Source organism: Dyella halodurans (assembly GCF_026283925.1).
Lineage (GTDB): Bacteria > Pseudomonadota > Gammaproteobacteria > Xanthomonadales > Rhodanobacteraceae > Dyella > Dyella halodurans.
Genome location: NZ_JAPDPF010000003.1, coordinates 339,612 through 361,082, shown reverse-complemented (window position 1 = coordinate 361,082; position 21,471 = coordinate 339,612). Strand labels below are relative to the sequence as shown.

At 64.8% G+C, this 21,471-nt stretch carries 25 protein-coding genes; 12 read left to right on the top strand and 13 right to left on the bottom strand.

The features are described 5' to 3' along the window. Positions 1–3: 3 nt before the first annotated feature. The 3 genes from OUZ49_RS08410 to OUZ49_RS08400 all read right to left on the bottom strand — a co-directional run bounded on the left by OUZ49_RS08410 (position 4) and on the right by OUZ49_RS08400 (position 1,847). Positions 4–918, bottom strand: a complete 915-nt coding sequence (locus OUZ49_RS08410; RefSeq protein WP_266149890.1) for an ion channel — start codon at positions 916–918, stop codon at positions 4–6. Between the two features lie 144 nt (positions 919–1,062). Beyond that, a complete protein-coding gene (locus OUZ49_RS08405; protein ID WP_266149889.1) occupies positions 1,063–1,569 on the bottom strand; it encodes a M48 metallopeptidase family protein in 507 nt (168 codons plus the stop codon). Continuing rightward, positions 1,566–1,847 (bottom strand): hypothetical protein, encoded by a 282-nt coding sequence (locus OUZ49_RS08400; protein WP_266149888.1) that lies wholly within the window; start codon positions 1,845–1,847, stop codon positions 1,566–1,568. Before OUZ49_RS08400 ends, OUZ49_RS08405 begins: the two co-directional genes overlap by 4 nt. A gap of 75 nt (positions 1,848–1,922) precedes the next feature. Between OUZ49_RS08400 and OUZ49_RS08395 the strand changes: the two genes are divergently transcribed. From OUZ49_RS08395 to OUZ49_RS08385, 3 genes are all read left to right on the top strand, one after another. Further along, on the top strand, positions 1,923–2,369 hold the full coding sequence (locus OUZ49_RS08395) for a PIN domain-containing protein (protein ID WP_266149887.1): 447 nt from the start codon (positions 1,923–1,925) through the stop codon (positions 2,367–2,369). Positions 2,370–2,443: 74 nt separating this feature from the next. Beyond that, a complete protein-coding gene (locus OUZ49_RS08390; protein WP_266149885.1) occupies positions 2,444–2,845 on the top strand; it encodes a hypothetical protein in 402 nt (133 codons plus the stop codon). Between the two features lie 46 nt (positions 2,846–2,891). Further along, positions 2,892–3,080, top strand: a complete 189-nt coding sequence (locus OUZ49_RS08385) for a CPXCG motif-containing cysteine-rich protein (RefSeq protein ID WP_266149884.1) — start codon at positions 2,892–2,894, stop codon at positions 3,078–3,080. Positions 3,081–3,095: 15 nt separating this feature from the next. Here the strand turns inward: OUZ49_RS08385 and pncA are convergent, their stop codons facing one another. After that, positions 3,096–3,749: a bifunctional nicotinamidase/pyrazinamidase gene (gene pncA / locus OUZ49_RS08380; protein WP_266149883.1), complete on the bottom strand. Its 654-nt coding sequence runs from the start codon at positions 3,747–3,749 to the stop codon at positions 3,096–3,098. A 205-nt stretch (positions 3,750–3,954) separates the two neighbouring features. Between pncA and OUZ49_RS08375 the strand changes: the two genes are divergently transcribed. Both OUZ49_RS08375 and OUZ49_RS08370 read left to right on the top strand, forming a co-directional pair. Continuing rightward, the gene (locus OUZ49_RS08375; RefSeq protein WP_266149882.1) at positions 3,955–4,323 is read left to right on the top strand and encodes a hypothetical protein; all 369 of its coding nucleotides are present in this window, start codon (positions 3,955–3,957) and stop codon (positions 4,321–4,323) included. An 81-nt stretch (positions 4,324–4,404) separates the two neighbouring features. Then, positions 4,405–5,604, top strand: coding sequence for an MFS transporter (locus OUZ49_RS08370; RefSeq protein WP_266149881.1), 1,200 nt, complete (start codon positions 4,405–4,407; stop codon positions 5,602–5,604). Positions 5,605–5,942: 338 nt separating this feature from the next. On the opposite strand, the gene cls is transcribed toward OUZ49_RS08370, so the two are convergent. Then, positions 5,943–7,346 (bottom strand): cardiolipin synthase, encoded by a 1,404-nt coding sequence (cls, locus tag OUZ49_RS08365; RefSeq protein ID WP_266149880.1) that lies wholly within the window; start codon positions 7,344–7,346, stop codon positions 5,943–5,945. A gap of 100 nt (positions 7,347–7,446) precedes the next feature. Further along, positions 7,447–8,376, bottom strand: a complete 930-nt coding sequence (locus tag OUZ49_RS08360) for a LysR family transcriptional regulator (RefSeq protein ID WP_266149879.1) — start codon at positions 8,374–8,376, stop codon at positions 7,447–7,449. Positions 8,377–8,504: 128 nt separating this feature from the next. Here OUZ49_RS08360 and OUZ49_RS08355 point away from each other — a divergent pair, with 128 nt between their 5' ends. The 3 genes from OUZ49_RS08355 to OUZ49_RS08345 are packed head-to-tail and all read left to right on the top strand — an operon-like array spanning position 8,505 to position 11,844. Continuing rightward, positions 8,505–9,701: an MFS transporter gene (locus OUZ49_RS08355; protein ID WP_266149878.1), complete on the top strand. Its 1,197-nt coding sequence runs from the start codon at positions 8,505–8,507 to the stop codon at positions 9,699–9,701. A 25-nt stretch (positions 9,702–9,726) separates the two neighbouring features. Continuing rightward, on the top strand, positions 9,727–10,785 hold the full coding sequence (locus OUZ49_RS08350) for an SDR family oxidoreductase (protein ID WP_266149877.1): 1,059 nt from the start codon (positions 9,727–9,729) through the stop codon (positions 10,783–10,785). A gap of 42 nt (positions 10,786–10,827) precedes the next feature. Then, positions 10,828–11,844, top strand: coding sequence for a zinc-binding alcohol dehydrogenase family protein (locus OUZ49_RS08345; protein ID WP_266149876.1), 1,017 nt, complete (start codon positions 10,828–10,830; stop codon positions 11,842–11,844). A 46-nt stretch (positions 11,845–11,890) separates the two neighbouring features. Here OUZ49_RS08345 and OUZ49_RS08340 read toward each other — a convergent pair whose 3' ends face one another. Beyond that, the gene (locus OUZ49_RS08340; protein ID WP_266149875.1) at positions 11,891–13,258 is read right to left on the bottom strand and encodes an FAD/NAD(P)-binding protein; all 1,368 of its coding nucleotides are present in this window, start codon (positions 13,256–13,258) and stop codon (positions 11,891–11,893) included. 31 nt (positions 13,259–13,289) lie between these two features. Further along, on the bottom strand, positions 13,290–13,868 hold the full coding sequence (locus OUZ49_RS08335) for a cysteine dioxygenase (RefSeq protein ID WP_266149874.1): 579 nt from the start codon (positions 13,866–13,868) through the stop codon (positions 13,290–13,292). Positions 13,869–14,093: 225 nt separating this feature from the next. On the opposite strand from OUZ49_RS08335, the gene OUZ49_RS08330 reads away from it, so the two are divergent. Beyond that, complete coding sequence (locus OUZ49_RS08330) at positions 14,094–14,384, top strand: hypothetical protein (RefSeq protein ID WP_266149873.1); 291 nt, start codon at positions 14,094–14,096, stop codon at positions 14,382–14,384. 129 nt (positions 14,385–14,513) lie between these two features. Here OUZ49_RS08330 and OUZ49_RS08325 read toward each other — a convergent pair whose 3' ends face one another. Then, positions 14,514–15,173, bottom strand: a complete 660-nt coding sequence (locus OUZ49_RS08325) for an energy transducer TonB (protein WP_266149872.1) — start codon at positions 15,171–15,173, stop codon at positions 14,514–14,516. Between the two features lie 173 nt (positions 15,174–15,346). Beyond that, on the bottom strand, positions 15,347–16,174 hold the full coding sequence (locus OUZ49_RS08320) for a universal stress protein (protein ID WP_266149871.1): 828 nt from the start codon (positions 16,172–16,174) through the stop codon (positions 15,347–15,349). Between the two features lie 340 nt (positions 16,175–16,514). Here OUZ49_RS08320 and OUZ49_RS08315 point away from each other — a divergent pair, with 340 nt between their 5' ends. The 3 genes from OUZ49_RS08315 to OUZ49_RS08305 all read left to right on the top strand — a co-directional run bounded on the left by OUZ49_RS08315 (position 16,515) and on the right by OUZ49_RS08305 (position 18,097). Then, complete coding sequence (locus OUZ49_RS08315; protein WP_266150043.1) at positions 16,515–16,943, top strand: hypothetical protein; 429 nt, start codon at positions 16,515–16,517, stop codon at positions 16,941–16,943. 117 nt (positions 16,944–17,060) lie between these two features. Continuing rightward, positions 17,061–17,729, top strand: coding sequence for a PAQR family membrane homeostasis protein TrhA (trhA, locus tag OUZ49_RS08310; protein ID WP_266149870.1), 669 nt, complete (start codon positions 17,061–17,063; stop codon positions 17,727–17,729). Beyond that, the gene (locus OUZ49_RS08305) at positions 17,726–18,097 is read left to right on the top strand and encodes a TfoX/Sxy family protein (RefSeq protein WP_266149869.1); all 372 of its coding nucleotides are present in this window, start codon (positions 17,726–17,728) and stop codon (positions 18,095–18,097) included. The genes trhA and OUZ49_RS08305 overlap by 4 nt, the downstream gene beginning before the upstream one ends. 37 nt (positions 18,098–18,134) lie before the next feature. Here OUZ49_RS08305 and OUZ49_RS08300 read toward each other — a convergent pair whose 3' ends face one another. From OUZ49_RS08300 to OUZ49_RS08290, 3 genes are all read right to left on the bottom strand, one after another. Further along, on the bottom strand, positions 18,135–19,907 hold the full coding sequence (locus tag OUZ49_RS08300) for a DUF885 domain-containing protein (RefSeq protein WP_266149868.1): 1,773 nt from the start codon (positions 19,905–19,907) through the stop codon (positions 18,135–18,137). Between the two features lie 93 nt (positions 19,908–20,000). Continuing rightward, the gene (locus OUZ49_RS08295) at positions 20,001–20,483 is read right to left on the bottom strand and encodes a DUF456 domain-containing protein (RefSeq protein ID WP_266150042.1); all 483 of its coding nucleotides are present in this window, start codon (positions 20,481–20,483) and stop codon (positions 20,001–20,003) included. Between the two features lie 40 nt (positions 20,484–20,523). Then, positions 20,524–21,300 carry a ferredoxin--NADP reductase gene (locus OUZ49_RS08290; protein WP_266149867.1) on the bottom strand — a complete coding sequence of 259 codons (777 nt, stop codon included), beginning with the start codon at positions 21,298–21,300 and terminating at the stop codon, positions 20,524–20,526. Positions 21,301–21,471 lie beyond the last annotated feature (171 nt).

Genomic DNA, 21,471 nt, shown 5'->3' with positions numbered 1-21,471 from the left:
AGGTCAGAAGCGATCGGAGTCCTCGTCCTCGCCCACCGGCAGCACGTGGTGGAAGACGCCGTAGTCGATATGGCTGACGCCCAGTTCGTCGTCATGCACCAGGTCGACATAGCGGTGATTCCAGCGCCAGTCCCGATGGTTCCACTGGCGACGTGCCAGCATCGATTGCGAGGTGGTCTCGTCGATGCCTTCGATGGTCAGCATCAAGGTCGCCTCCGCCTCCGCCAGTGCTTCGGGCGTCATGCCGTGCAGCACGCTGTTTTCATCGATCACGTGCATCAGGCTCCAGCTCAGCGAGAACACCGGGTGGCTGTCCCGCAGCAGCTTGAGGTCGTGGATGCGCCGCAGGCGGAAGCCTTCGGGCGAGGTTTCCCGAACCAGCAGGTGTAGCCTGGCCGAGGCTTCGGCAATCACATTCTGGCGCGCGTTGGCGGCGCGGATCATCAAGGTGGGCTGGCCGTGGATGCGGCGCACGATGGGATGGTCGGCGAAGATCATCTTCGCGCGCGGACGGGAGAACCGCGCAAACACCAGGCCGGTGACCAGGGCAATGCTGAGCATGCCGGTGAAGATCTCTACCGTGGCCACCAGATGCCCGTAGATCGTCTGTGGATGCATGTCGCCGTAGCCGACCGTGGCCAGGGTCTCCACGCTGAAGAAGAACGCACCGCCAAAATTGCGCGGAAACTGGTTGGCGATGGCGTTGTCGCCGAATTGATAGAAGACCGCGAACACCACGTTCAACAGCACGAAGATGGTGGCGGCCAGGCCGAAGAACACAGGCCAGCGGATGGTGAGGGCGAAGTGGTAGATGTCATCCCAGAAACGCCGCGTCAGCCCCTCGCTGACGAAGGCACGGCCGCCAATGCTGACCAGGCGCGGGCGACGTTGAAACAGCTGCAATAGCTTGCGGCTCATGGAGCGACACCATCCACTCAGGTTAGGCGACGCGCCGTTCGGGCGGGCGCGGGAGGCCGTTATTCTAGGGTCTGTTCAGGCTCTGCGTGTGGCCCGCGTTGCCTGTCCGTGGCCATCACGGGTCGTAGCGTAGTTGCCGGTGGGCTACGAGGCGCGCGCGGCGAGCACGTCACGCCAGGTCAGATGCAGGCGCAGGTCGAGTTCCTGCTGGTGGTAGTCCGGCTGCATGTATTCGCACAACTGGTAGAACGCCTTGTTGTGCTCAGGCTCTTTCAGGTGCGCCAGCTCGTGCACCACGATCATCTGCAGGAACTCCGGCGCCGTCTCGCGAAACAACGAGGCGATGCGGATCTCCTTGCGTGCCTTCAGGCGTCCACCGTGGATGTGCGAGATGGCCGTATGCAGGCCCAGCGCACGCTGGATCACGTCCAGCTTGCTGTCGTACCAGACCCGGTCAATGCCCGGCGAGTTGCGCATATGTTCCTGGCGCAGCGCATTGGTATACGCGTACAGCGCCTTGTCGCTCTGCACCTCATGGCGCCCCGGATGGCGTCGCTGCAGATAGTCGCCAAGCTCGTCGCGTTCAATCAGTTGCCGAACCTTGTCCAGCAAGGGCGGCGGATAGCCGCCGAGATACTTGAGCGCGGTCATGCATCCGGGTGCTCTGGCGGCGCATCGTCGAAGCCGGTATAGCCTTCCGGAAACACCGGCGTGCCGTCGCCTTCCAGCGATTGGATCGCGGCCAGTGCGCTCGCCGCGGCCTGCTCGGCCTGCTCCTCTTGGCGGAAGCTGCGGTTCTCGCATACCGCGTAATACACCGGATAGCCGTTGCGCGCGCGCGGCGTGACGACGATGCAGGCGGTGAAGCGGGAGCCTTCGGCGACCGCCGTAGAACGGACCACATAGTCGTCGAAAAGGCGTTCAGTCATGGCGGTCGTCCGGAGGGCAGGGGCGTTAGTGTACCGCGCGCGCCGCCGCTGGCCGGCTGTGCCACCATGCGCGCCATGCCTGACCGTACGCCCCGCCTCGTCCTCGACACCAATGTAGCGCTCGATCTTTTCGTGTTCCACGACGCCGCTTGCGCCCAGCTGTGGTCGGCGTTGCAGTCGGGCACGGTGCAAGCCGTGGTGGACGACGCCTGCCGCGAGGAATGGCTGGCCGTGCTTGGCTATCCGGCGCTGGCGCTGGCACAGGACGTCCAGAGCGAGGCCAGCGTGGCGTTCGATCAGTGGACGCAACGCCTGCCCGCGTCGAGCTTGTCGCCGCGCCCTGAAGTCCGGCTTCCGCGCTGTGCCGATCCGGACGACCAGAAATTCCTCGAACTGGCGCTGGCGGCCGGTGCGCAATGGCTGCTCAGCAAGGACAAGGCCGTGCTGCAGCTGGCCCGGCGCACCGCGCGCGAGGGCTGGTTCGAGATCCAGACGCCATCGGCCTGGCTGCCGCCGCGGTAAGTGCCGATTCACGCCGGTTTGATCGCGCAAACGCGATGCTGCTCCGCACCGTGTCGACGCGAGGAGCCCAGGCGATGAAAGCGATGCTAGGTGGCTTGGCTGCCATGGTGCTGGCCGGCTGCGGTACGGCAACGACCCATGACACCGCGATCCGCAACGCCGTCAGTAATCGCCTGTTCCTGTACCAGGCTGCCGGTGACGGCGATGCCACCTTGCTGGTGGTCCGCGACAACGGTTTGTTCGGCGGCGGCTGCTCCAGCCAGATCTTTATTGATGACAAGCAGGCAGCGCAGCTGGAAATCGGTGAGCAGGCGGCGTTCCGCCTGCCCAGTGGCACGCATGCGATCTCGCTGCAAAACTCCGGCGCGTGTCGCCGCGTGAGTGATGCCAGGGTGGATGCGACGCTGGGCGCTGGCGAGGACGTCACCGTGCAAGTGAATGCGCGCGGATCGTCCCTGTCGCTGGCCAAGCGCTGAGCCGCAGCCAGGCGGGTGCCAGGGCGACCCTGCTGGAGTGAGCGCCATGCTTGACCCTGTCCTGGTCCATTGTCCGTACTGCGGTGAGCCGATCGAGATCCTGGTCGACGCTTCGGTGGACAGTCAGCGCTACATCGAGGACTGCCAGGTCTGCTGCCGGCCCATCGAGATTGCCGTCGACATCGGCGAGGACGGCGAAGTGCATGTCGGCGTCACCTCGGAGAACGACGGTTGAGCGTGTCGCCTGGACTCAGCCGAGTGCACTCGAGTCGATCACGTTGACGCCCAGCTGGTCATAACGCACGCGGGTGGCGAGGTCGACCTCAGCATCGGGCGAGACCGGGCGGGTCAGGTCCCACAGCACATGCGTGCGAAAACCCAGCTCGACCGCATCCTGCGCCGTCCACAGGACACATACGTCCCGCGCGAGGCCACAGACATACACTTCGTCCACGTCGTGTCCGCGCAGCCAGTCCGCCAGCCCGGTCGAGGGGCGTTGGCCGTCGGGCCCGTGGTTCTCACGAAATCCGCTATAGGAATCCACCCGCGGATCGTCGCCCTTGCGGATCACGGTATCCACGCTGGACCAGTCGATGCCGGGATGCAGCGCCGCCCCCGGCGTGTCCTGCACGCAATGGGTCGGCCATAGCGTTTGGGCGTGGCCGTACAGCGGGATGCGCTCGAACGGTTCGCGGCCCGGATGGGAGCTGGCAAAGGAGATGTGGCCGGCGGGGTGCCAGTCCTGGGTGGCGACGGCATGTTGGAACAGCTGCCGTTTCAGCAGCCGGTCGATGCCAGGGACGATGGCATCACCTTCATGGCAGGCCAGGGCGCCACCAGGCATGAAGTCTGGCTGCACGTCGACCAGGATCAGGGCGGCGCGACGGCTGATGGGCTCGCTCATGGGTCGCTCGAAGCTCGTAAAAGGTTGCGGCCAAAGAGTCTAGTCGTCCCACCGCCGGTAACAATGTGACTGATTCGACGAGTGATGTGTACGCAATGTGTGCTGTTCAGAGTAGGGTTTTTCTTACTCCAAGCCCTCAGGCCGATCGTAAGCCGCCTCGCTAAGGGCATAATGCTGTCAAACAACAACAATGGTGGACAGGGGTATGCCTTACGACCAGTCGTGGATGGGTTATGGCCTGATAGGTGGCCTGGAAGCCGGTGTCATCGCGGCGCTGGTGGCTTTCCTGTTGTTTGGCCTGATCCACTGGTTCGGCCGCACCCAAGGCTGGAGCCTGGGTTTTGAAATCAGCTGGGCCGCCGTGCTGAGCATGCTGCTCGCGGGCGGTGTCGACCTGTGGAATCTGTTCTATTTCAACTACGGCCGCTTGCAGTCGCTGGAGTTGCTGCGCGCACGACTGGCCGAAGTGCACGACCCCGACAGCATCGGCTTGCGCGTACTGTGCGAATTCGTTGGCGTCGTCATCGGCGTCTATCTTGGTTGGTTACTGTTCGCGCGTCGCCGACTGTCCTGATCTTGCCGTGGCGGGGTCCAGGCTGCGCAGCCTGGTGCCCGGCGCGGATGTTTTGGCTTCCCCTCCCCGCACGTTGTCGTGATGAATACCCAAGCTGACATGGCCGGCAGCGGCCTGCCGTTGACCCTCCGCATCGTTCAGATCGTTGCTTTCACGTTTCTGGCCTATCTGGTCATCGGCATGCAGCTGGCAGTGCTGCCGCCCTTCGTGCACAACGACCTCGGCTTTGGCGCGGTGCTGGCGGGGCTGGTGATCAGCACGCAGTACGTCGCCACCCTGCTCAGCCGCGGCTTTGCCGGACGCACGTCCGATACGGCCGGCCCCAAGCGGGCGGCGGTGATCGGCCTCGCCGCCTGTGGCGGCAGCGGTCTGTTGATGATCGGTGCCGCGCTGCTGCGCGACCTGCCAGCCGCGTCGCTGGGCGTGATGTTGCTGGCCCGGCTGGCGCTCGGCGTGGGCGAGAGCTGTGTGGCCACGGGCTGCATCATGTGGGGCATCGGGCGGGTGGGTAACGCGCACACGGCCAAGGTGATTTCCTGGAACGGCATTGCCACCTACGGCGCGCTCGCCGTCGGAGCGCCGGTCGGCGTGCTGCTCACCGCGACCTTTGGCTTCGTGGTCATCGGCATCGCCAGCGTGGCGCTGATGCTGCTCTCGCTGCTGCTGGCGTGGCGGCGTCCGGCCGTGCGTGTCGAAGCAGGCGAGCGCCTGCCGCTGCATCATGTATTCAAGCGAGTTGCGCCGTATGGCATGGGACTGGCGCTGGGGTCGGTCGGCTTCGGCGTCCTCGCCACCTTCATCACGCTCTACTACGCCAGCCAGGGCTGGGCGGGCGCGGCACTGACGCTGAGCCTGTTCGGCCTGTGCTTCGTAGGCGTGCGCCTGGTCTTCGGTTGGACCATCGGGCATTTCGGTGGTTATCGGGTGGCCCTGGTGTCGCTGCTGGTCGAGTGCCTGGGCCTGCTGGTGCTGGGCAGCGCGAGCCACGCCGGGGTGGCGGTGTTGGGGGCGGCACTGACCGGTATCGGCTTCTCGCTGATCTTTCCCTCGCTCGGCGTTGTCGCGGTGGAAAGGGTCAGCGCGAGCAATCGAGGATCCGCCCTGGGGGCGTATTCGGTCTTCATCGATGTGGCACTGGGCATCACCGGCCCGCTCGGCGGCTGGATCGCATCGGGCGGTCGCTACGCGCCGATGTTCGTCGTCGCCGCACTCATGTCCCTGGCGGCTGCCGCGCTTACCGGCGTGTTGTACGCAACCTACGGCAACACCATGCGCGGCTGAGATTTAAGGCAACACTGATCAAGTCTCGCCGTCGTCACCGCCCCTGTCTGCCCGCAGGTCGTTGGGGCGTCGGCGCACGCGGGGAGAGGACATGGATGTCCTCGGCTTTGAGGAGCGAGGAAGGCAGACTGGCCGTCTGTCGAGCCGGCGGACCGGCGAGCTGGGGGCAGACAGGGGCGGCCCCTCATATGGATATTCAAAGGCTTGGGTGATGCCTGGAAGGCCCGCAGACGAAGACGCGCGGCTTGGCAAGACGGCCAGTCTTCCCGGCGCCGCGCGCCTTCCCCTGCGAACCTTCCAGGCATCATGACGACGGTGAGACTTAATCAGTGTTGCCTTCAGAGCACCGGATCGAACAAGCGCGCCACATGCATGGCCAGTCGCCTGAGATACGGCGCCCCCAGGTACTCTGCCTCGGTCACCTCGTGCGCATGGGTGAAATCCTCGCGCAGCATGGCTTCCACCTGCATGGCGAAAGTGCGATCGACGTTGAGCGCACCGATCTCGAAATTGAGGCGGAACGAGCGGTTGTCGAGATTCATGCTGCCAACCGACGCGGTATCGTCGTCGATCAGCATCACCTTCTGATGCAGGAAGCCAGGCTGGTAGCGGAAGATGCGAATGCCGGCGCGCACCGCGTCGTGCGCATACAGCCCGGTGGCGAGAAACACGGTGCGGTGATCGGGCCGCGATGGAATCAGCACGCGTACGTCCACGCCGCGAAACACGGCAAGACGCAAGGCCGACATCACGGCCTGGTCGGGCACGAAATATGGCGTGGTGATCCATAGTCGCCTGCGTGCCGCGTGAATGGCGGCGACGAAGAACAGCGAGCAGGTTTCCTGCCGGTCAGCGGGGCCGGTGGCGGCAATCAGCGTGTGCGCATGGCCTTCGTTCGGCGTGGGTGACAACAGCGGTGGCAAGGCGCCGGTGACCCAATGCCAGTCCTCCGCAAAGCTGCGCTGCAGGTCGGCAACGGCTGGCCCTTCGATCTGCAGATGCGTATCGCGCCAGGGTGCGAGCGGCGGCTTGAGTCCGAGATATTCGTCGCCCACGTTGAGGCCGCCGACAAAGCCGCGGGTGCCGTCGATCACCACGATCTTGCGGTGATTGCGAAAGTTGAGCTGGAAGCGATTGCTGCGCCGCTGCGTGGCGAACGGGTGGACGGCGATGCCGGCATCGCGCAACGTGTCCACATACTGATGGGGCAGGGCGTGGCTGCCGATGCCATCGTAGAGCACGCAGATCTCGACCTTGGCGCGCGCGCGCTCCAGCAATACCTGCTGCAACCGCCGCCCCAGGGTGTCGTCGTGAATGATGAAAAACTGCACCAGCACGCAATGCTTCGCCTCGCCGATCGCGGCGAGCATGGCGTCGAACGCGGCCTCGCCATTGACCAGCAGGCGCAGCTTCTGGCCGGCATGGAAGCGCGTGCGCAGCATGTGGGCGATTTCCGCATAGCGCGTGCAGGTATCGGGCGTCGACAGCGCGGATTCGAGCTGGATGTCGGCCATGGCCTGCATTTGCTCGCGCCGTAGCCGATGCAGGTCGACATAGCCATGGAAGCGGCTACGGCCCAGGTAGAGGTAAGGCACCAGGGTGACATAGGGCAACAACACCAGGCCGAGTGCCCAGGCAAAGGCGCCTTGGGGCGTGCGCGTGTTCATCACCGCATGCATGGCCGCCAGCACGCCAGCCGCATGCAACAGGACGACGACGGCGCCGATGATGCTGCTCAGCATGGGTGGCGCTCAGTTGCGCCGAAGGCGGGCGTGTTGCGGTGGATCAACATGCTGTCCTCGTGAATGACGTCGCGTGGTGGAGGAGGTTTGCACACCGGTCTCAGCGCATGGCGCTGCGTACGGTATCCAGGACATCGCTTTCGCGCTGCCCCAACTGCTGCTGCAGATGATCGACGAAAAGGCGTATGCGTGCAGGGAGGTAGCTACGGCTGGGATAGATGGCGTAGATGTCGGCCTCCGGCAGGATCACATCGGCGAGCAGCGGCAGCAGCCTGCCGGCGCGGACATCCTCTGCGATGTCCCAGGCGGACTTGAAGGCGAGGCCATGGCCTGCCACCGCCAGCGCGCGCATCAGGTCGCCGTTGTCGCAAGTGATGCTGGCGTCGATGCGCAGGGTGCGGGGCCCTTCCGGCGTTTGCAGGATCCACGGCAGGATGCCGTGTCCTGGCCGATGCAGCATCAGGCAGTCGTGTTGAGACAGCTCGTCGGCGCTGGCCGGGCGGCCGCGACGGGCCAGGTAGGAAGGCGCGGCGCACACCACGCGGAAGTTGCGCGCGAGCCGGCGCGAGACCAGCCGCGAATCGGTGAGGTTGCCGCCGCGCACCGCCACGTCCACGCCGTGCTCGAACAGGTCGAGTATGGCGTCGGAGTTGGTCAGGCGCAGCTTCAGGTGCGGGTGCTGGGCGGCGAAGTCGGCCGCGATCGGACCGATGTACTGGCGCCCCATGTCCACCGCCGCGGACACGTGCAACTGTCCGCGCACCTCGAGTTGCCCGAGGCCTACGGCAGAGTTGGCGTCGTCCACGTCGGCAATGATGGCCATGCAGCGTTCGTAATAGATGCTGCCTTCTTCGGTCAGCGTGAGACGGCGCGAGCTGCGCTGCATCAGCCTCACCCCCAGCGCCTGCTCCAGCCGGTTGAGTCGCTTGCTCGCGGTGGCCGGGGACAGCCCAAGCTCCCGCCCAGCGGCCGAGAGGCTGCCATCGGTGACCGCGCGGACAAACAGCCGCATGTCTTCGAAATCGACCATCTTCAACTTTTTGGAAAAGATGCCTATCCAGTTTGCTCAATTTACGCATGGTTCGACAAGATGCAGAGTGGCTGGCATTCCCTAGCTAGAGCCCTTGTCATGATCCTTCGAAGCGCTGGACGGCGACGATGAGCGCCGTTTCGTCCAAATGGGCGCTGTTTGCCCTATCTGTCGCCGCCTTTGCCATTGGGACCACGGAATTCGTGATCATGGGCCTGTTGCCGGAAGTGGCTGGTGACCTGCATGTCAGCATTCCCTCGGCGGGCCTGCTGGTCTCCGGCTATGCCCTGGGCGTGGCGGCAGGGGCTCCTTTGCTGGCGGCGCTCACCGCCCGGTTGGAGCGTCGCAACGCCTTGCTGCTATTGCTGGGCCTGTTCATCTTAGGCAACGCGCTATGTGCCGTGGCCCCGAACTATGGTGTGCTGATGGTGGCGCGCGTGGTCGCTGCGTTCTGTCATGGCTCGTTCTTTGGTATCGGCGCGGTGGTGGCGTCGCATATCGTGCCGCGTGAGCAGGCGGCTCGCGCCATCGCCTTGATGTTCACCGGCCTGACCCTGGCCAATGTGCTGGGCGTACCGTTCGGCACCTTTCTTGGCCAATGGGCCGGCTGGCGCTCGACCTTCGGCGCAGTCACCGGGCTGGGCGTGGTGGCGGCCATCGCCGTATGGCGGCTGGTGCCGGCACTGCCGGATCTGCCCATGCCGCACATCCGTCGCGAGCTGGTGGTGTTGCGCCAACCCCAGGTGTTGCTGGCACTGGCGATGACCGTGCTTGGCTTTGGCGGCGTGTTCACCGTATTCACTTATATCGCGCCAATTCTTCAGCAGCAGTCGCAGGTGAGCGTTGGCGCGACGGGTTGGGTACTGGTGCTGTTTGGCGCGGGCACCACGGTCGGCAATATGCTCGGCGGCCGACTGGCCGACTGGCGCCTGATGCCATCCCTGGTGGGCGTCCTGGTGCTGCTGGCCCTGATCATGCTGGCGTTTGCCTGGACCATGCATGACACCACGGCGGCCATCATCACCGTATTTGTGTGGGGCGTCGCCGCATTTGCCACGGTGCCGCCGTTGCAGATGCGCGTCGTGCAGCAGGCTGGCGACGGGCCGCATCTTGCATCGACGCTCAATATCGCCGCGTTCAATCTGGGTAATGCGATCGGCGCCTTCATTGGCGGCTCGATGATCAAGCTTGGTTTTGGACTGCCGTCGGTCAGCATCGCCGGGGCCGTGGTCACTGTACTCGGCTTGCTGGTGACGCTGGCGAGCGCCACCTTGGGGCGTCGCCGTGGCAACCACGCGCTTGCCGGCAACGCGGTTCGCGCGTAATCACTCGCCCTCACAGGGGAAGCTCATGGCAGATGCAGCGAAGGTGGCCCTGGTCGTTGGAGCCCAGGGTGTGATCGGTCGGAACCTCGTCGACCATCTGGCGAGCCTGGACGACTGGCAGGTGGTGGGCCTGTCGCGCCGTGGTGGTGCGGTGACCGAACAGGTCCAGCACATCGCCGTGGATCTGCTGGATCCTGCGGATGCCCGTGAAAAGCTCGCCGGGCTTCGACAGGTGACGCATGTTTTCTATACGGCCTATCAGGATCGACCGAGTTGGGCGGAACTGGTCCCGCCGAACCTGGCGATGCTGGTCAATACGGTCGAAGCCATCGAGCCGGTGGCGACGCGCCTGCAGCACATCAGCCTGATGCAGGGCTACAAGGTTTATGGCGGACACCTGGGCCCGTTCAAGACCCCTGCGCGTGAAACCGATGCAGCCTTCATGCCGCCGGAATTCATGCATGATCAGCAGCGCTTCCTCGAGGCGCGGCAACAGGGCAAGGCGTGGAGCTGGTCGGCTATCCGTCCGGCCGTGGTGGGTGGCTTTGCGCTCGGTAATCCCATGAATCTCGCGCTGGCGATTGCCGTGTATGCGTCGATGAGCAGGGAGCTCGGGCTGCCACTGCGTTTTCCAGGCAAGCCGGGCGCTTATGATCGCCTGCTGGAAATGACCGATGCCGGTTTGCTGGCGCGGGCCACGGTGTGGGCCGCGACCGATGCGCGTTGCGCCAATCAGGCGTTCAACATCACCAATGGCGATCTGTTTCGCTGGAATGAGATGTGGCCAGCCATCGCACGCTATTTCGAACTCGAGGTGGCGCCGCCGTTGCCGTTGGCGCTGGCTACGGTCATGGACGACAAGGAGCCGTTATGGCGCGCCATGCGCGACAAGCATGCGCTCGCGGCGCATGCCTACGCCGAGGTGTCGTCATGGCGCTTCGCGGATTTCGTTTTCTCCTGGGACTACGACATGTTTGGCGACGGTTCCAAGGCGCGCCGCTTCGGTTTCCATGAGCACGTCGACACGCAGGCGATGTTCATGCGGTTGTTCGACGATTTTCGCGAGCGCAGAATCATTCCCTAGCCCCGCACGCCGGATGACTGAATCAGGTTCAAGGAGTACCCCATGAAAGCCGTCGCTTATCGGCATAGCCTGCCAATCAGTGATCCGCAAAGCCTGCTCGATGTCGAGCTGCCCGCGCCCCTGGCCCAAGGACGCGACTTGCTGGTGAGAGTCGAAGCGATCTCGGTCAATCCCGTCGACACCAAGATCCGCGTGCGGGCCGATCCGCAGGGTGCGGACAAGGTGCTTGGCTGGGATGCGGCCGGTACTGTGGTGGCGGTCGGTGCGGACGTCAGCCTGTTCAAGCCGGGCGATGCGGTTTACTACGCGGGCGCCATCGACCGCTCCGGCAGCAATGCCGAGCTTCAGCTCGTCGACGAACGCATCGTGGGACGCAAGCCGGCCTCGCTGGATTTTGCTGAGGCGGCGGCGATGCCGCTTACCACCATCACCGCATGGGAGCTGTTGTTCGATCGCCTTGGCGTGCCACGCGGAAGTACGGCACGCAGCGGTGTCGTGCTGGTAGTCGGCGGAGCCGGTGGGGTGGGTTCGATGGCCGTCCAGCTGGTGCGCCGGCTGACCAACCTCACCGTCATCGCCACGGCATCGCGCGACGACAGTCGCGCATGGGTGAGGGACATGGGCGCGCATCATGTGATCGATCATCGCGGTGACCTCGTCGCCCAGGTCAAGGCGATCTCGCCCGCAGGTGTCGACTACGTGCTTAGCCTCACCCACACGGAGCAGCATTTCCCCGCCTTGGTGGAGTTGCTAAAACCGCAGGGCAAACTGGGCCTGATCGATGACCCGGCAACGCCGCTGGATATCCGCCTGATGAAATCCAAGAGCCTCTCGTTGCACTGGGAGTTCATGTATACGCGTTCGCAGCATCGCACCGAGGACATGCAGGCACAGCACGTATTACTCGATGAGGTTGCCAATCTGGTGGATGCCGGCGTGCTGCGCAGCACCTTGCGTGAAAACCTTGGCGCGATCAATGCGGCGAACCTGCGCCGCGCACATGTGCAGCTGGAGAGTGCCAGCACGATCGGCAAGCTGGTGCTCGCTGGTTTCGCCTGAAATCGGCGGCAGCACGGCGGATGCGGAGGCATCCGCCGTGGCTCGCTCAAGGAGCGAGGATGCGGTCGGCCAGGTTGCGTGCCTGCTGGCGGATTTCCGGCATCGCCGTGGATTCCCACAGCGTGCCGCGCAGCAGGGTGCCAATGGCGTAGAGGTGTGGCCAGGTCTGGCCGTCGTGCTGCAGGCGGCCCTCGGTGGTTCCTTCGCAACCGAGCCCAAGTGGATCGGCCGTCACATGTCCATTGGTCGCCAACTGACGAACCAGGCGATGCTTGGTGCGGCGCACGTCGGTATTGAGGCCGACCGTCTGGATCACCACGTCGGCGTCCATCGACGAGATCGTGCCATCGCGTGGCGAGCGGATGTCCAGATGCAGCTTGCCGCCGGCTACTTCGACCGCCTCCAGTCGCCCACGACGGCGTTGCAGTCGACCGTCGACTTCCAGCGCTAGCATCGATGCCATGACTTGCGGTGCCATGCGGTGACGCACACGTTCCCATGCCCAGCGCGCATGGCGCAGGAAGCGCGCCCGTTCGGTCTGCGGAAGCAGGCGCCACAAGCTCGGCGTATGCGGCCGCAGGCTGTCGATGACCGTGCGCCAGTCGCTGCTCTGCGCCGCGGCTTCGCGCAGCAGACGCACCCAGGTGCGAATATCCGGCGCATCGCGCATCGATTCGATCAGGTCGCTGCTGTCATCCACGGGTGCGGAAGCCGCTTCCAGGTGCGACTCCGGCAACAAGCCGTGGCGCGATATGGCGGTGAACTGCGCATTCGGCCATTGCGCGGAGAGCTCCAGCAGCACATCGACCGCGGTGAGGCCGAGACCAATCAGCACCACCTTGAGCGGTCGGCTGTCGGGCTTTACCGAGGCGAGGAAGCCCCACGGTTCGGTCACGTACTGGCCGCTCTCGAGGGCCGCTTCGCTTACGCCGCACAGCGGCTGTGGCGGCAGCGATCCCAGTGCGAGTACGGTGGCGTCGACGCGGCTGTTCTCCTCGCCGTGAATGATGGTGACACCTTCGTTTTCCGGCACCACCGCATCGACCGCAAACGGCAGCACGCGTATGTCGTGGCCAGCGCTACGAGCGTTTTCCAGTGCGCGAGCGACTTCCGCTTCCAGATAGTCGCCATAGAGACGTCGCGGCAGGAAGTCGGTTCCCGCAATGGTGTGATCGCCACGCTGGGCGAAGTCGAGGAAACCGCGCGGTTTGCCCGCGAACATGCTCATGGATGCCGCACGCACATTCAGGAGATGCCGGTCCGAACGGGTGCCATAGGCCACGCCGCGTGCCGACGTGTCGCCGCCGGTGTACCAGTCCAGATGCAACGGCTGCGCCGGCTGGCGTTCCAGCAGCTCGCTCAGCAGCGCTGCCGCTGCCGCACCGCCGCCGATAATGGCGACCCTTCGATACATGCCACTCCCTTAAATGATTGCGTTGTGCGGCTCAGGCGTGCAGGTGGCCAGCAATGGCGCTGCGCTGCGGCCTGGTGAGCCATTGACCGGTTTCCCCGGTTCTTTCGTATGTGAAGTACTGTGCCAGATCGCCACCGTAGACGTGAAGCGTCAGTGCCGTGTCGTGGCGGGAAAGATTGCGGCAGCGATGCGCGTAGCGATCATCGGCATCGAACCAGCTGGCATCGCCGGGGCCCAGCCAGTCGCGTCCTACCGCCCTCAGCGAGCGGCCCTGCGGATCGCATTCCCAGGACTCCACTTCGAGCGCGCCATGCAAGGCCAGCTCCAGCCCCCACAGGCCGGCATGGTCGTGAATCGGGGTGGCATGGTTGGCAGGCCAGGCGTTCACCAGCACGGTGATATCCGGCTTGTTGCGCAAGGCAAGCAGCCAACGCTCGAAGCCTTTGTTATGCGTGCGCAGATCGGCCAGGTCGTCGTTCAACGCCTGCCGGTTCTGAAACACCATGCGGCTGAGCTCTCTTGCCATCGAGGGAAGATCCGGATGCTCGCCTACACCACAGGAAAATGCGATGTCACGCAGTGCCTTCAGGTGTTGCATGTGTCTGGCCATGCGAGGGGCCTCGTCAGGAACCGGGGGCGCAGTGGACCATGCACATCGTTAAAGTCCCGTAACTTCGAGCGTGCCGGAAGGCTGCGGCAGCCTATGACTTCCGCAACATGCGAACGCTGTGGCAAGCGCGCAAGATCATCGCCGTCGAGGCCTTGAAACTTGCGTCGGCCGCCAATATGACGTCGTCGTATGAAGCCGCCGGGCTGCACTGGAAGGAGGAGCGCCATGATCGCGATAAGCCTGCTCTTGATGCTGGTAGTGACGTTATGGCTTACGGCCGCCGTTGTCGGGGTCGTATTCAAGTTGACCTTCGCGCTGATCGGCGGCTTGTTCAGTATTGTCGGCGCAGCGCTGGGATTGCTGTTTGGTGGCGTGGCCCTGCTGGTGATTGCGCCGATCGTTGCGTTGGCCGTTCTGCCATTCTGCCTGCCGGTGTTGCTACTGGTGGCCGTGGTCTGGGCCATCGCACGCGCCACGCACCGGCCGGCGTCGCCGGCACCCGCGACGGCGCGCTGAATCCTGCTTGCCGTGGAACGGCCCGGCCTGGCGGTCCATGCAGGCCGGGCCTCTTCGGGCCCAACGATCCCGCGCCGGGTAGCGCGCCATCCACACGGATCTAAGTCGGGTCGATCAAAGCCGGCCCCATCAAAGCTGGTTGATGTTGAAGCTGACCGGCACTTTCGCCCACGCGCGTATGGCGCGCCCGTTGGCCATCGCGGGCTCGAATTTCCAGCCTTTCAGTACTTGCTCGCGCGCGCTGCGATCGAGCAGGGCATAGCCGCTGCTCCTGGCAATCACGACGTCCTGCGGCACGCCTTGTTCGTCCACCAGCACCCTCAGCAAGACCGTGCCTTCCATGTGCGCGTGCAGTGCCTGCGGCGGATACTTCAGGGGAATCGCCTTGTAGGCGAGGGTGGCTTCGACCGGCGCCGCCTGCGTGCCGGTGTCGGGTGCATCGGAGACGATCGTGGGCGTAATGGTCGGTACCGCCATGGGGCTGTCTTCGGTGGTCATCGGCTCTGGCGCGACCACGGGCTGAGGTTGAACTTGCGGATGGGCCATCGGCTTGGGTTGGACCAGGGGTTTGATTTCGAGCGTCGGCGGCGGCTTGACCTCGGGCGGGCTGGTGACCCAGTGGATCCGCAGGTCGGGCAGGTGCTGGACCTGTTCGGCCAACTGGGGAGCCAGGGGCCGCATGACGGCGAGCAGGGCGGCGAGATTGAGCGCGATGGCCGCACTGAGTGCGGCGATGCGCACGCTGTCGGGATGGGCAGTACGGGATACAGCCAGGCTTGCGGACGACATAAGCGACCTCCTGACGGCTCGATGTTGGGATGGCATCCGCAGCGCCGCGTGGGGACGCGGTGGGGATCGTGCGGATGCGAGACCAGCCTAAGCCCGCAAAAAAGACTTGCGCAAGTGGCCGTATGGAAGGCTATTCTGTGCGGCGGGGCGCTAGTGCGCGAGAACGCGGATTTTCAGTGCGCCACCAGCATCGGCACGTCCCCGTGCATGAACAGGTGCCGGGTGGTGCCCCCCAGCACCATCTGGGCGAGCCGCGAGCGGCTCCAGGCGCCCATCACAATAAGGTCGGCAGCATGCTTGTGCGCCGCGTCCAGCACGGCAGGGCCAGCGGCATGGCTGGGGCCGCTATCGAAGACTTCCAGGCGTGCATGAATATCGTGGCGCTGCAGCCAATCGACCAGTCCGGGCGGCGGTAGCACGGGCAGCAGGTCCGCATTCATTTCGCTGCCATCCAGTACCAGCACGTCCCCTGCTTTTTGCAGGATGGGTATCGCTGCGGCAAGTGCGAGGGCCGATTCGCGGCTGCCGTTCCATGCCACCAGCACACGGGCGCCGATGTCGGCGACCGGTGCCAGGTCCGGCACCACCAGCACCGGCCGTCCGCTGGCGAACACGCAACGCGACACCGATCCAAAACCGACCGGCGCGTCGCTGCGCTGCTGGCTGCGTTCCATGATCAGGAAATCGTAGCCGGAGGCCGCCTGGCTGACGGTCTGTACGGTATCCCCCTGGGTGACCCGCCAGGTACCGGCCAGGCCGTGGGCGCCGAGCAGCTGTTGCCAGTGGACTGCGTGCGTCTGGGCTTCGGCGATCCGCCGCTGGGTCTCTTCCAACTGCACGGGTACCGCCTCCGGCAGGCTGAAGGCAGCGGCGGGCAGGTCGGCCACGTAAAGCGCATCCAGCCGCGCACCCAGGCGTCGCGCCAGTGCCAGGGCCGCGCGCGGCGCGGGTACGTCCAGCTCACAATGGTCCAGATGCAACAGCAGATCGATGGCTGACATCGAGCGGTCCTCCTGTTTCCAGTCCCTGCCCAGCTTAGAGCCTGTTCCATGGCCGTGCGTAGCCCATGTCGCCGCAGCCTGGCGGTGGGGCCGCAGGGCAGGCAGGGGCGTACGGATCCGCCAAAAAAAAGCCCCGCACAGGGTGGCGGGGCGGCAAAGCCGAGCATCGGGGGAGAGAGAGGGGATGCCCGGCCCGCGTATCTTCCCGGCGCCCGGCTTGATTTGGTGTACAGCCTGGGTGAAGGAGGCATTCACGTGTCAGCAGGAGGGCGCTTGCCAGAATCAGACTCCCGCCTCAGCTTGGCGTGGGCACGGCCATACGGGAGAGACGGCAATGAAAATGCGAAAGAGTCTGGGTGCGCTGGCGCTGGTCCTGACCTGTTGGATGGCCTCGGCCTCGGCCCACGCGGGAGACATCGAATGCAAGATGGATTTCCACCTGTCCGGCTGGTCGGTGTTCTATCAGACGGCTACTGGCAGCGGCACGGTCCATTGCAACAACGGCCAAAGCATGGGCGTGCATATCCGGGTGAAGGGCGGTGGCATCACGTTTGGAAAGAACGAAATTGACCACGGCATCGGCAAATTCTCGGGCATAACCAGCATCAGCGAGATCAAGGGGCATTACGCCGATGCAGGGGTTCACGCCGGGGCGTCGAAATCCGCCGGTGCGCGCGTGATGACCAAGGGCAATGTCTCGCTGGCGCTCAGCGGTACGGGCAAGGGCTGGGACCTGGGCGTGGCATTTGGCGCGTTCATTCTCGAATGACTGAGAGCCTGGTGTGGCGTTTTGTGCGCTGCGCCAGGCTTTGCATTCGATCCGCAGATGGCTAAGGTGGCGGGTACGTACGACCCCGTACGTTTCGAATGACAAGGAATCCCCACCATGTCCGCCCACCCCGGCACGGCGCTCCCCCGTTATGCCTATGGCGATGAACTCGCCAGTAGCGTCATCCACGGCATTGGCATCCTGCTCAGCATCGCCGGCCTGGCTACTCTGGTGGCGTTCTCCGCGCTTTATGGCGATGTGCGCGCGGTCGTTGCCAGCGCGGTATTTGGTACGACCCTGATTCTTTGTTACACCGCATCGACGCTCTATCACTCGATTCCCGGTGTGCTGGCCAAACGGGTGCTGCGCACGTTTGACCATATCGCGATTTTCCTGCTGATTGCCGGTACCTATACGCCGTTCACCCTGATCGCGTTGCCGGGCGCCTGGGGTTGGGGATTGTTCTGCACGATCTGGGCGTTGGCGCTGATGGGTAGCGCGCTGGAGCTGGGCTTACTCAAACGTTATCGCCGCCTTGCCGTGCTGATGTATGTGGCGATGGGCTGGGTCGGGCTGATTGCGTTCAAGCCTCTGAGCGAACACCTGCAGTTCGGTGGCATGGTGCTGCTGATCGCCGGCGGCGTGACCTATACGCTGGGCGTGCCGTTCTATCTCTGGCGCAAGCTGCCGTACCACCATTCGGTGTGGCACTTCTTCGTGCTCGCCGGCAGCGTGCTGCATTACCTGGCCGTATTGCTCTACGTGATACCCGACGCACCGGCATGAGCCTTGCGCTCGACGCGCTACGGCGTGACCTCGAAGATGCGGCCACCCACCTGGGGCGGCCGCATGAGCTGCGTTTCCACCCCATGTTCGGCGGCCTGATGGCGTATTTCGGCGAGAAGCCGTGCGCATGGTTGTCGACGCAGGGACTGGCGCTGAAGCTGGCTGCAGACGATCAGGCTGAGCTGCTGGCGCGTGAAGGTGCCAGGCGCTTCGAGGCCCGGCCCGGCCTGCCGCCGAGCCGTCAATACATCGTGCTGCCGCCATCGTTGTGCGCCGACACGGCGCAGTTGGCCCGGTGGCTTGAGCGCAGTGCGCAGGCGATCGCGAAGGCGCAAAAGAAAGGGCCGCGCCCGAAGACGCGGCCCTGACCTGCGGCGGGGACGGTGACGTCCCCGCGTGGCTGGATCATTTCTTCTTTTGCGACGGGATGAACTGCGTGCGCACGGCCTCGGCCAGCTGCTCCGGCGGCAGCAGGCCCTGGCCGATCACGAAGTCGTTGAAGGCTTGGCGATTGAAGTCCTTGCCCAAGGCCAGTTCCGTTTCCAGGCGCGTCTGCTGCAGGCGCATATAGCCGTAGAAATACGCCGTGGCCTGGCCCGGGCTGTTGAAGGTGTAGCGATCCAGCTCCTGCTGGGTCATGGCTTCCGACAGGCCGACGTCGTAGCGCAGTACATCGTGCGCGCGCTCCTTGCTGATCAGGCCGAGGTTGAGCATCGGATCGAGGAATGCGCGGGCCGCGCGCTGCAGGCGAGCCTGCAAGGCGACGAACTGGCCTGCCGGCGGTTCATACGGCAGCATCTCCGACTCCGCGTACAGCGCCCAGCCTTCCACGTTGACGCTGTTGAAGGCGAACAAGCTGCGCGCCAGCGACACGCCGCGCTCGACCATGGCGGCAAACTGCAGCTCATGCCCCGGGCGGCCTTCGTGCGAGGTCAGCGTCCAGGCGGCAGCCTTATAGGTGAAGTCGTCGTACGACTGCGACTTGTCGCCGTTCGACGAGGGGTTGCCCATGGTCAGGACGAAGGTGCCCTGCTCGCCGTGGTTGTTGATGAAGGGCGGCGGGTCCATATGCGGTGCCGGCACCGCGGCGGTTTCCGCCTCGGAGGCGAGGCGCATCTGCATCTTGCGCTGCGGCAGGGTGATGATGTGCTCGCGGCGGATGGTGTCCTCGATCTTGCCGATGGTCTCGTGGTACCACGGCACCACGTCGTCCTTGCCCAGCTGCTGCTGCTTGAGCGCCTTCAGCACATCACGGTAGTCGGTGGCGTCGATGCCTTCGGCCTTGGCCACCACCGGCGCCATCATCTGCATCATCGAGCGCAGTTCGACGAATTCCAGCTGCGCCTGCTTGATCAGCTCTTCCGGCGGAATGTCGACGCCAACCTGCTTGAGGTTGTACGCATACAGCGGCTCGGGCAGGCGGAAGTCGGCGCGTGCACGCGGCACGATGGTGGCACGTACCCAGCTGTCGTAGTCCTTCAGCTGACTGTCCATGGCATCGAGCGCGGCCTTGCCTTCGGCATCGTCCAGCTTGTACTTGGCGAACAGCTGGCGGATGCCTTGCGCGTAGCGCTGCGTATTGGCGAGCTTCTGCTCCACTTCGCCCTTGTACGGGCCGATCAGGTCTTTCTCGCCCAGGCGTGCCTGGGTCTGCGCCTTGGCCAGCTCGGTGATCGGCGTGCAGCCGGGTGCCTTGCCTACATAGCACTGAAGTCGCTTGAGCGCGGCGGGACGGCGCTTGGCGGCGACATCGTCCTTCAGCAGCGCGAATTCGCCACCGAAGATCAGCTGGCCCACGTCCTGGTAGGGCAGCATGTATTTGTGATTGAGGTCGATGCCTTCGATCTGCTGGTCGGCCGCCTTGATCAGGATCTGCAGATCCTGCTTCACATTGGTGTCCTTCTCGGCAGCCAGCATCTTCTCAAGCTTGGCCTTCGCCTCGACCAGTGCCGCGCGGGAGCGCGCATCGACATCGGGCTTGAGGTCGGCGACCTTGGCGTCGTACTCGGGCAGGCCGATCTGCGAGGCGAATTCCGGGCTGAACCTGGCGAGCACGTCGAGCATCACCTTGGAGTCGGTGTTGCTGCGCTCGATCCAGGTAGGTGCCTTGGCTTCGGCGTGAACCGATCCGACGGCCATCAGCGAGACCGCCATGGCAAGGGCGAGGCGTTTGGACATGTTGTTCCCCAAAGTCGTGGTACCCGGAGCCTATAAGGGCGGCCGCGACGGGCGCCATGTGCCGAAGGTCTCGGGGCCGCCCCGACCCGGCGCTCAGCCGATAAGCATGGCGAAGGCGAACAGGCCGATCATGACGAACGAGATCACCAGCTTGATCAGGGTGCCGAACAGCAGCCCCATCCAGGTGGCCGCGCCTACATGGGCCGAGCGCAGCACGCTGGTACCCGAGGCAAGTTCACCCAGCAGCGCGCCCACGAATGGCCCGAGAAGCAGGCCCGGTATGCCGAGAAACATGCCGATCAGGGTGCCCAGGCCCGCCCCCGACAAGGCCAGCGGGCTCGCCCCGATGCGCTTGGCGCCCAGGGTGGCGGCAACGAAGTCGACGATGACACCCACGGTGCCAAGCACGCCGATGACCACCAGCCACCACAGGCCGACGTGCTGGTATTGATTCACCGCTGCGGCCAGCCAGATGCCGCCAAAGATCATCGGGATGCCTGGAAGCGCCGGCAGGATATTGCCGACCAGTCCACCCACCATCAGCACCGCGGCCAGTACGTAGAGCGCAATCTCCAGCATGGTGACTCCCTCTCTCGGGTGCTTGCCGCGACGTCGCTTACTTCTCGACGAACGCGCGCTCGATCACATAGTCGCCAGGTTCGCGGGTACGCGGCGAAATCGCGAAGCCGCGGCTGTCCAGCAAGGCGCAGGTATCGTCCAGCATGGCAGGACTGCCGCAAAGCATCACGCGATCCGTGGCTGGATCGAGCGGGGGCAGGCCGATGGCCTTGCTCATGGCGCCGTCGACAATGGCGTCGGTGATGCGGCCCTGATTGCGGAACGCTTCGCGCGTCACCGTGGGGTAGTAGATGAGCTTCTCGCGAGCCAGCTCACCCAGGTATTCATGCTGCAGCAATTCATGCTGCAGGAAGTCGGCATAGGCGAGGTCGCTGATGTTGCGCACACCATGGGCAACCACGATCTTGTCGAAGCGCTCGTAGGTCTCCGGATCGCGCACCAGGCTCAGGAACGGCGCCAGGCCCGTGCCCGTGCCAAGCAGATACAGGTGCTTGCCCGGCTTGAGGTCATTGAGCACCAGGGTGCCGGTCGGCTTGCGGCTGACGATGAGCGGATCCCCGGGCCGGAGGTGCTGCAGGCGCGAGGTCAGCGGCCCGTTCGGCACCTTGATGCTGAAGAACTCCAGGTGTTCCTCATAGTTCGCACTGGCAATCGAATAAGCGCGCATCAGCGGACGTCCGTCGACCTCGAGCCCGATCATCACGAACTGCCCGCTGTCGAAGCGAAAGCCCGGATCGCGCGTGGTGCGGAAGCTGAAAAGACTGTCGTTCCAGTGGTGCACGTCGATCACGTGCTCCGTCGCCAATGCCACCATTGCCGGTTACCGTCCAGAGTAGAGGGGAGCTGCGGGCAGGGCGCCGGCGGGGACCGGAACCGGACTCGTATGGGGAAGGCGGAAGCCGCTGCGCCTGACGAGTGCTGCCGCAGGTGCAGCCAGGATCGCCATTATGCCATCGCCGGGCGGGCGGTTCATGGCAGGCCGTCC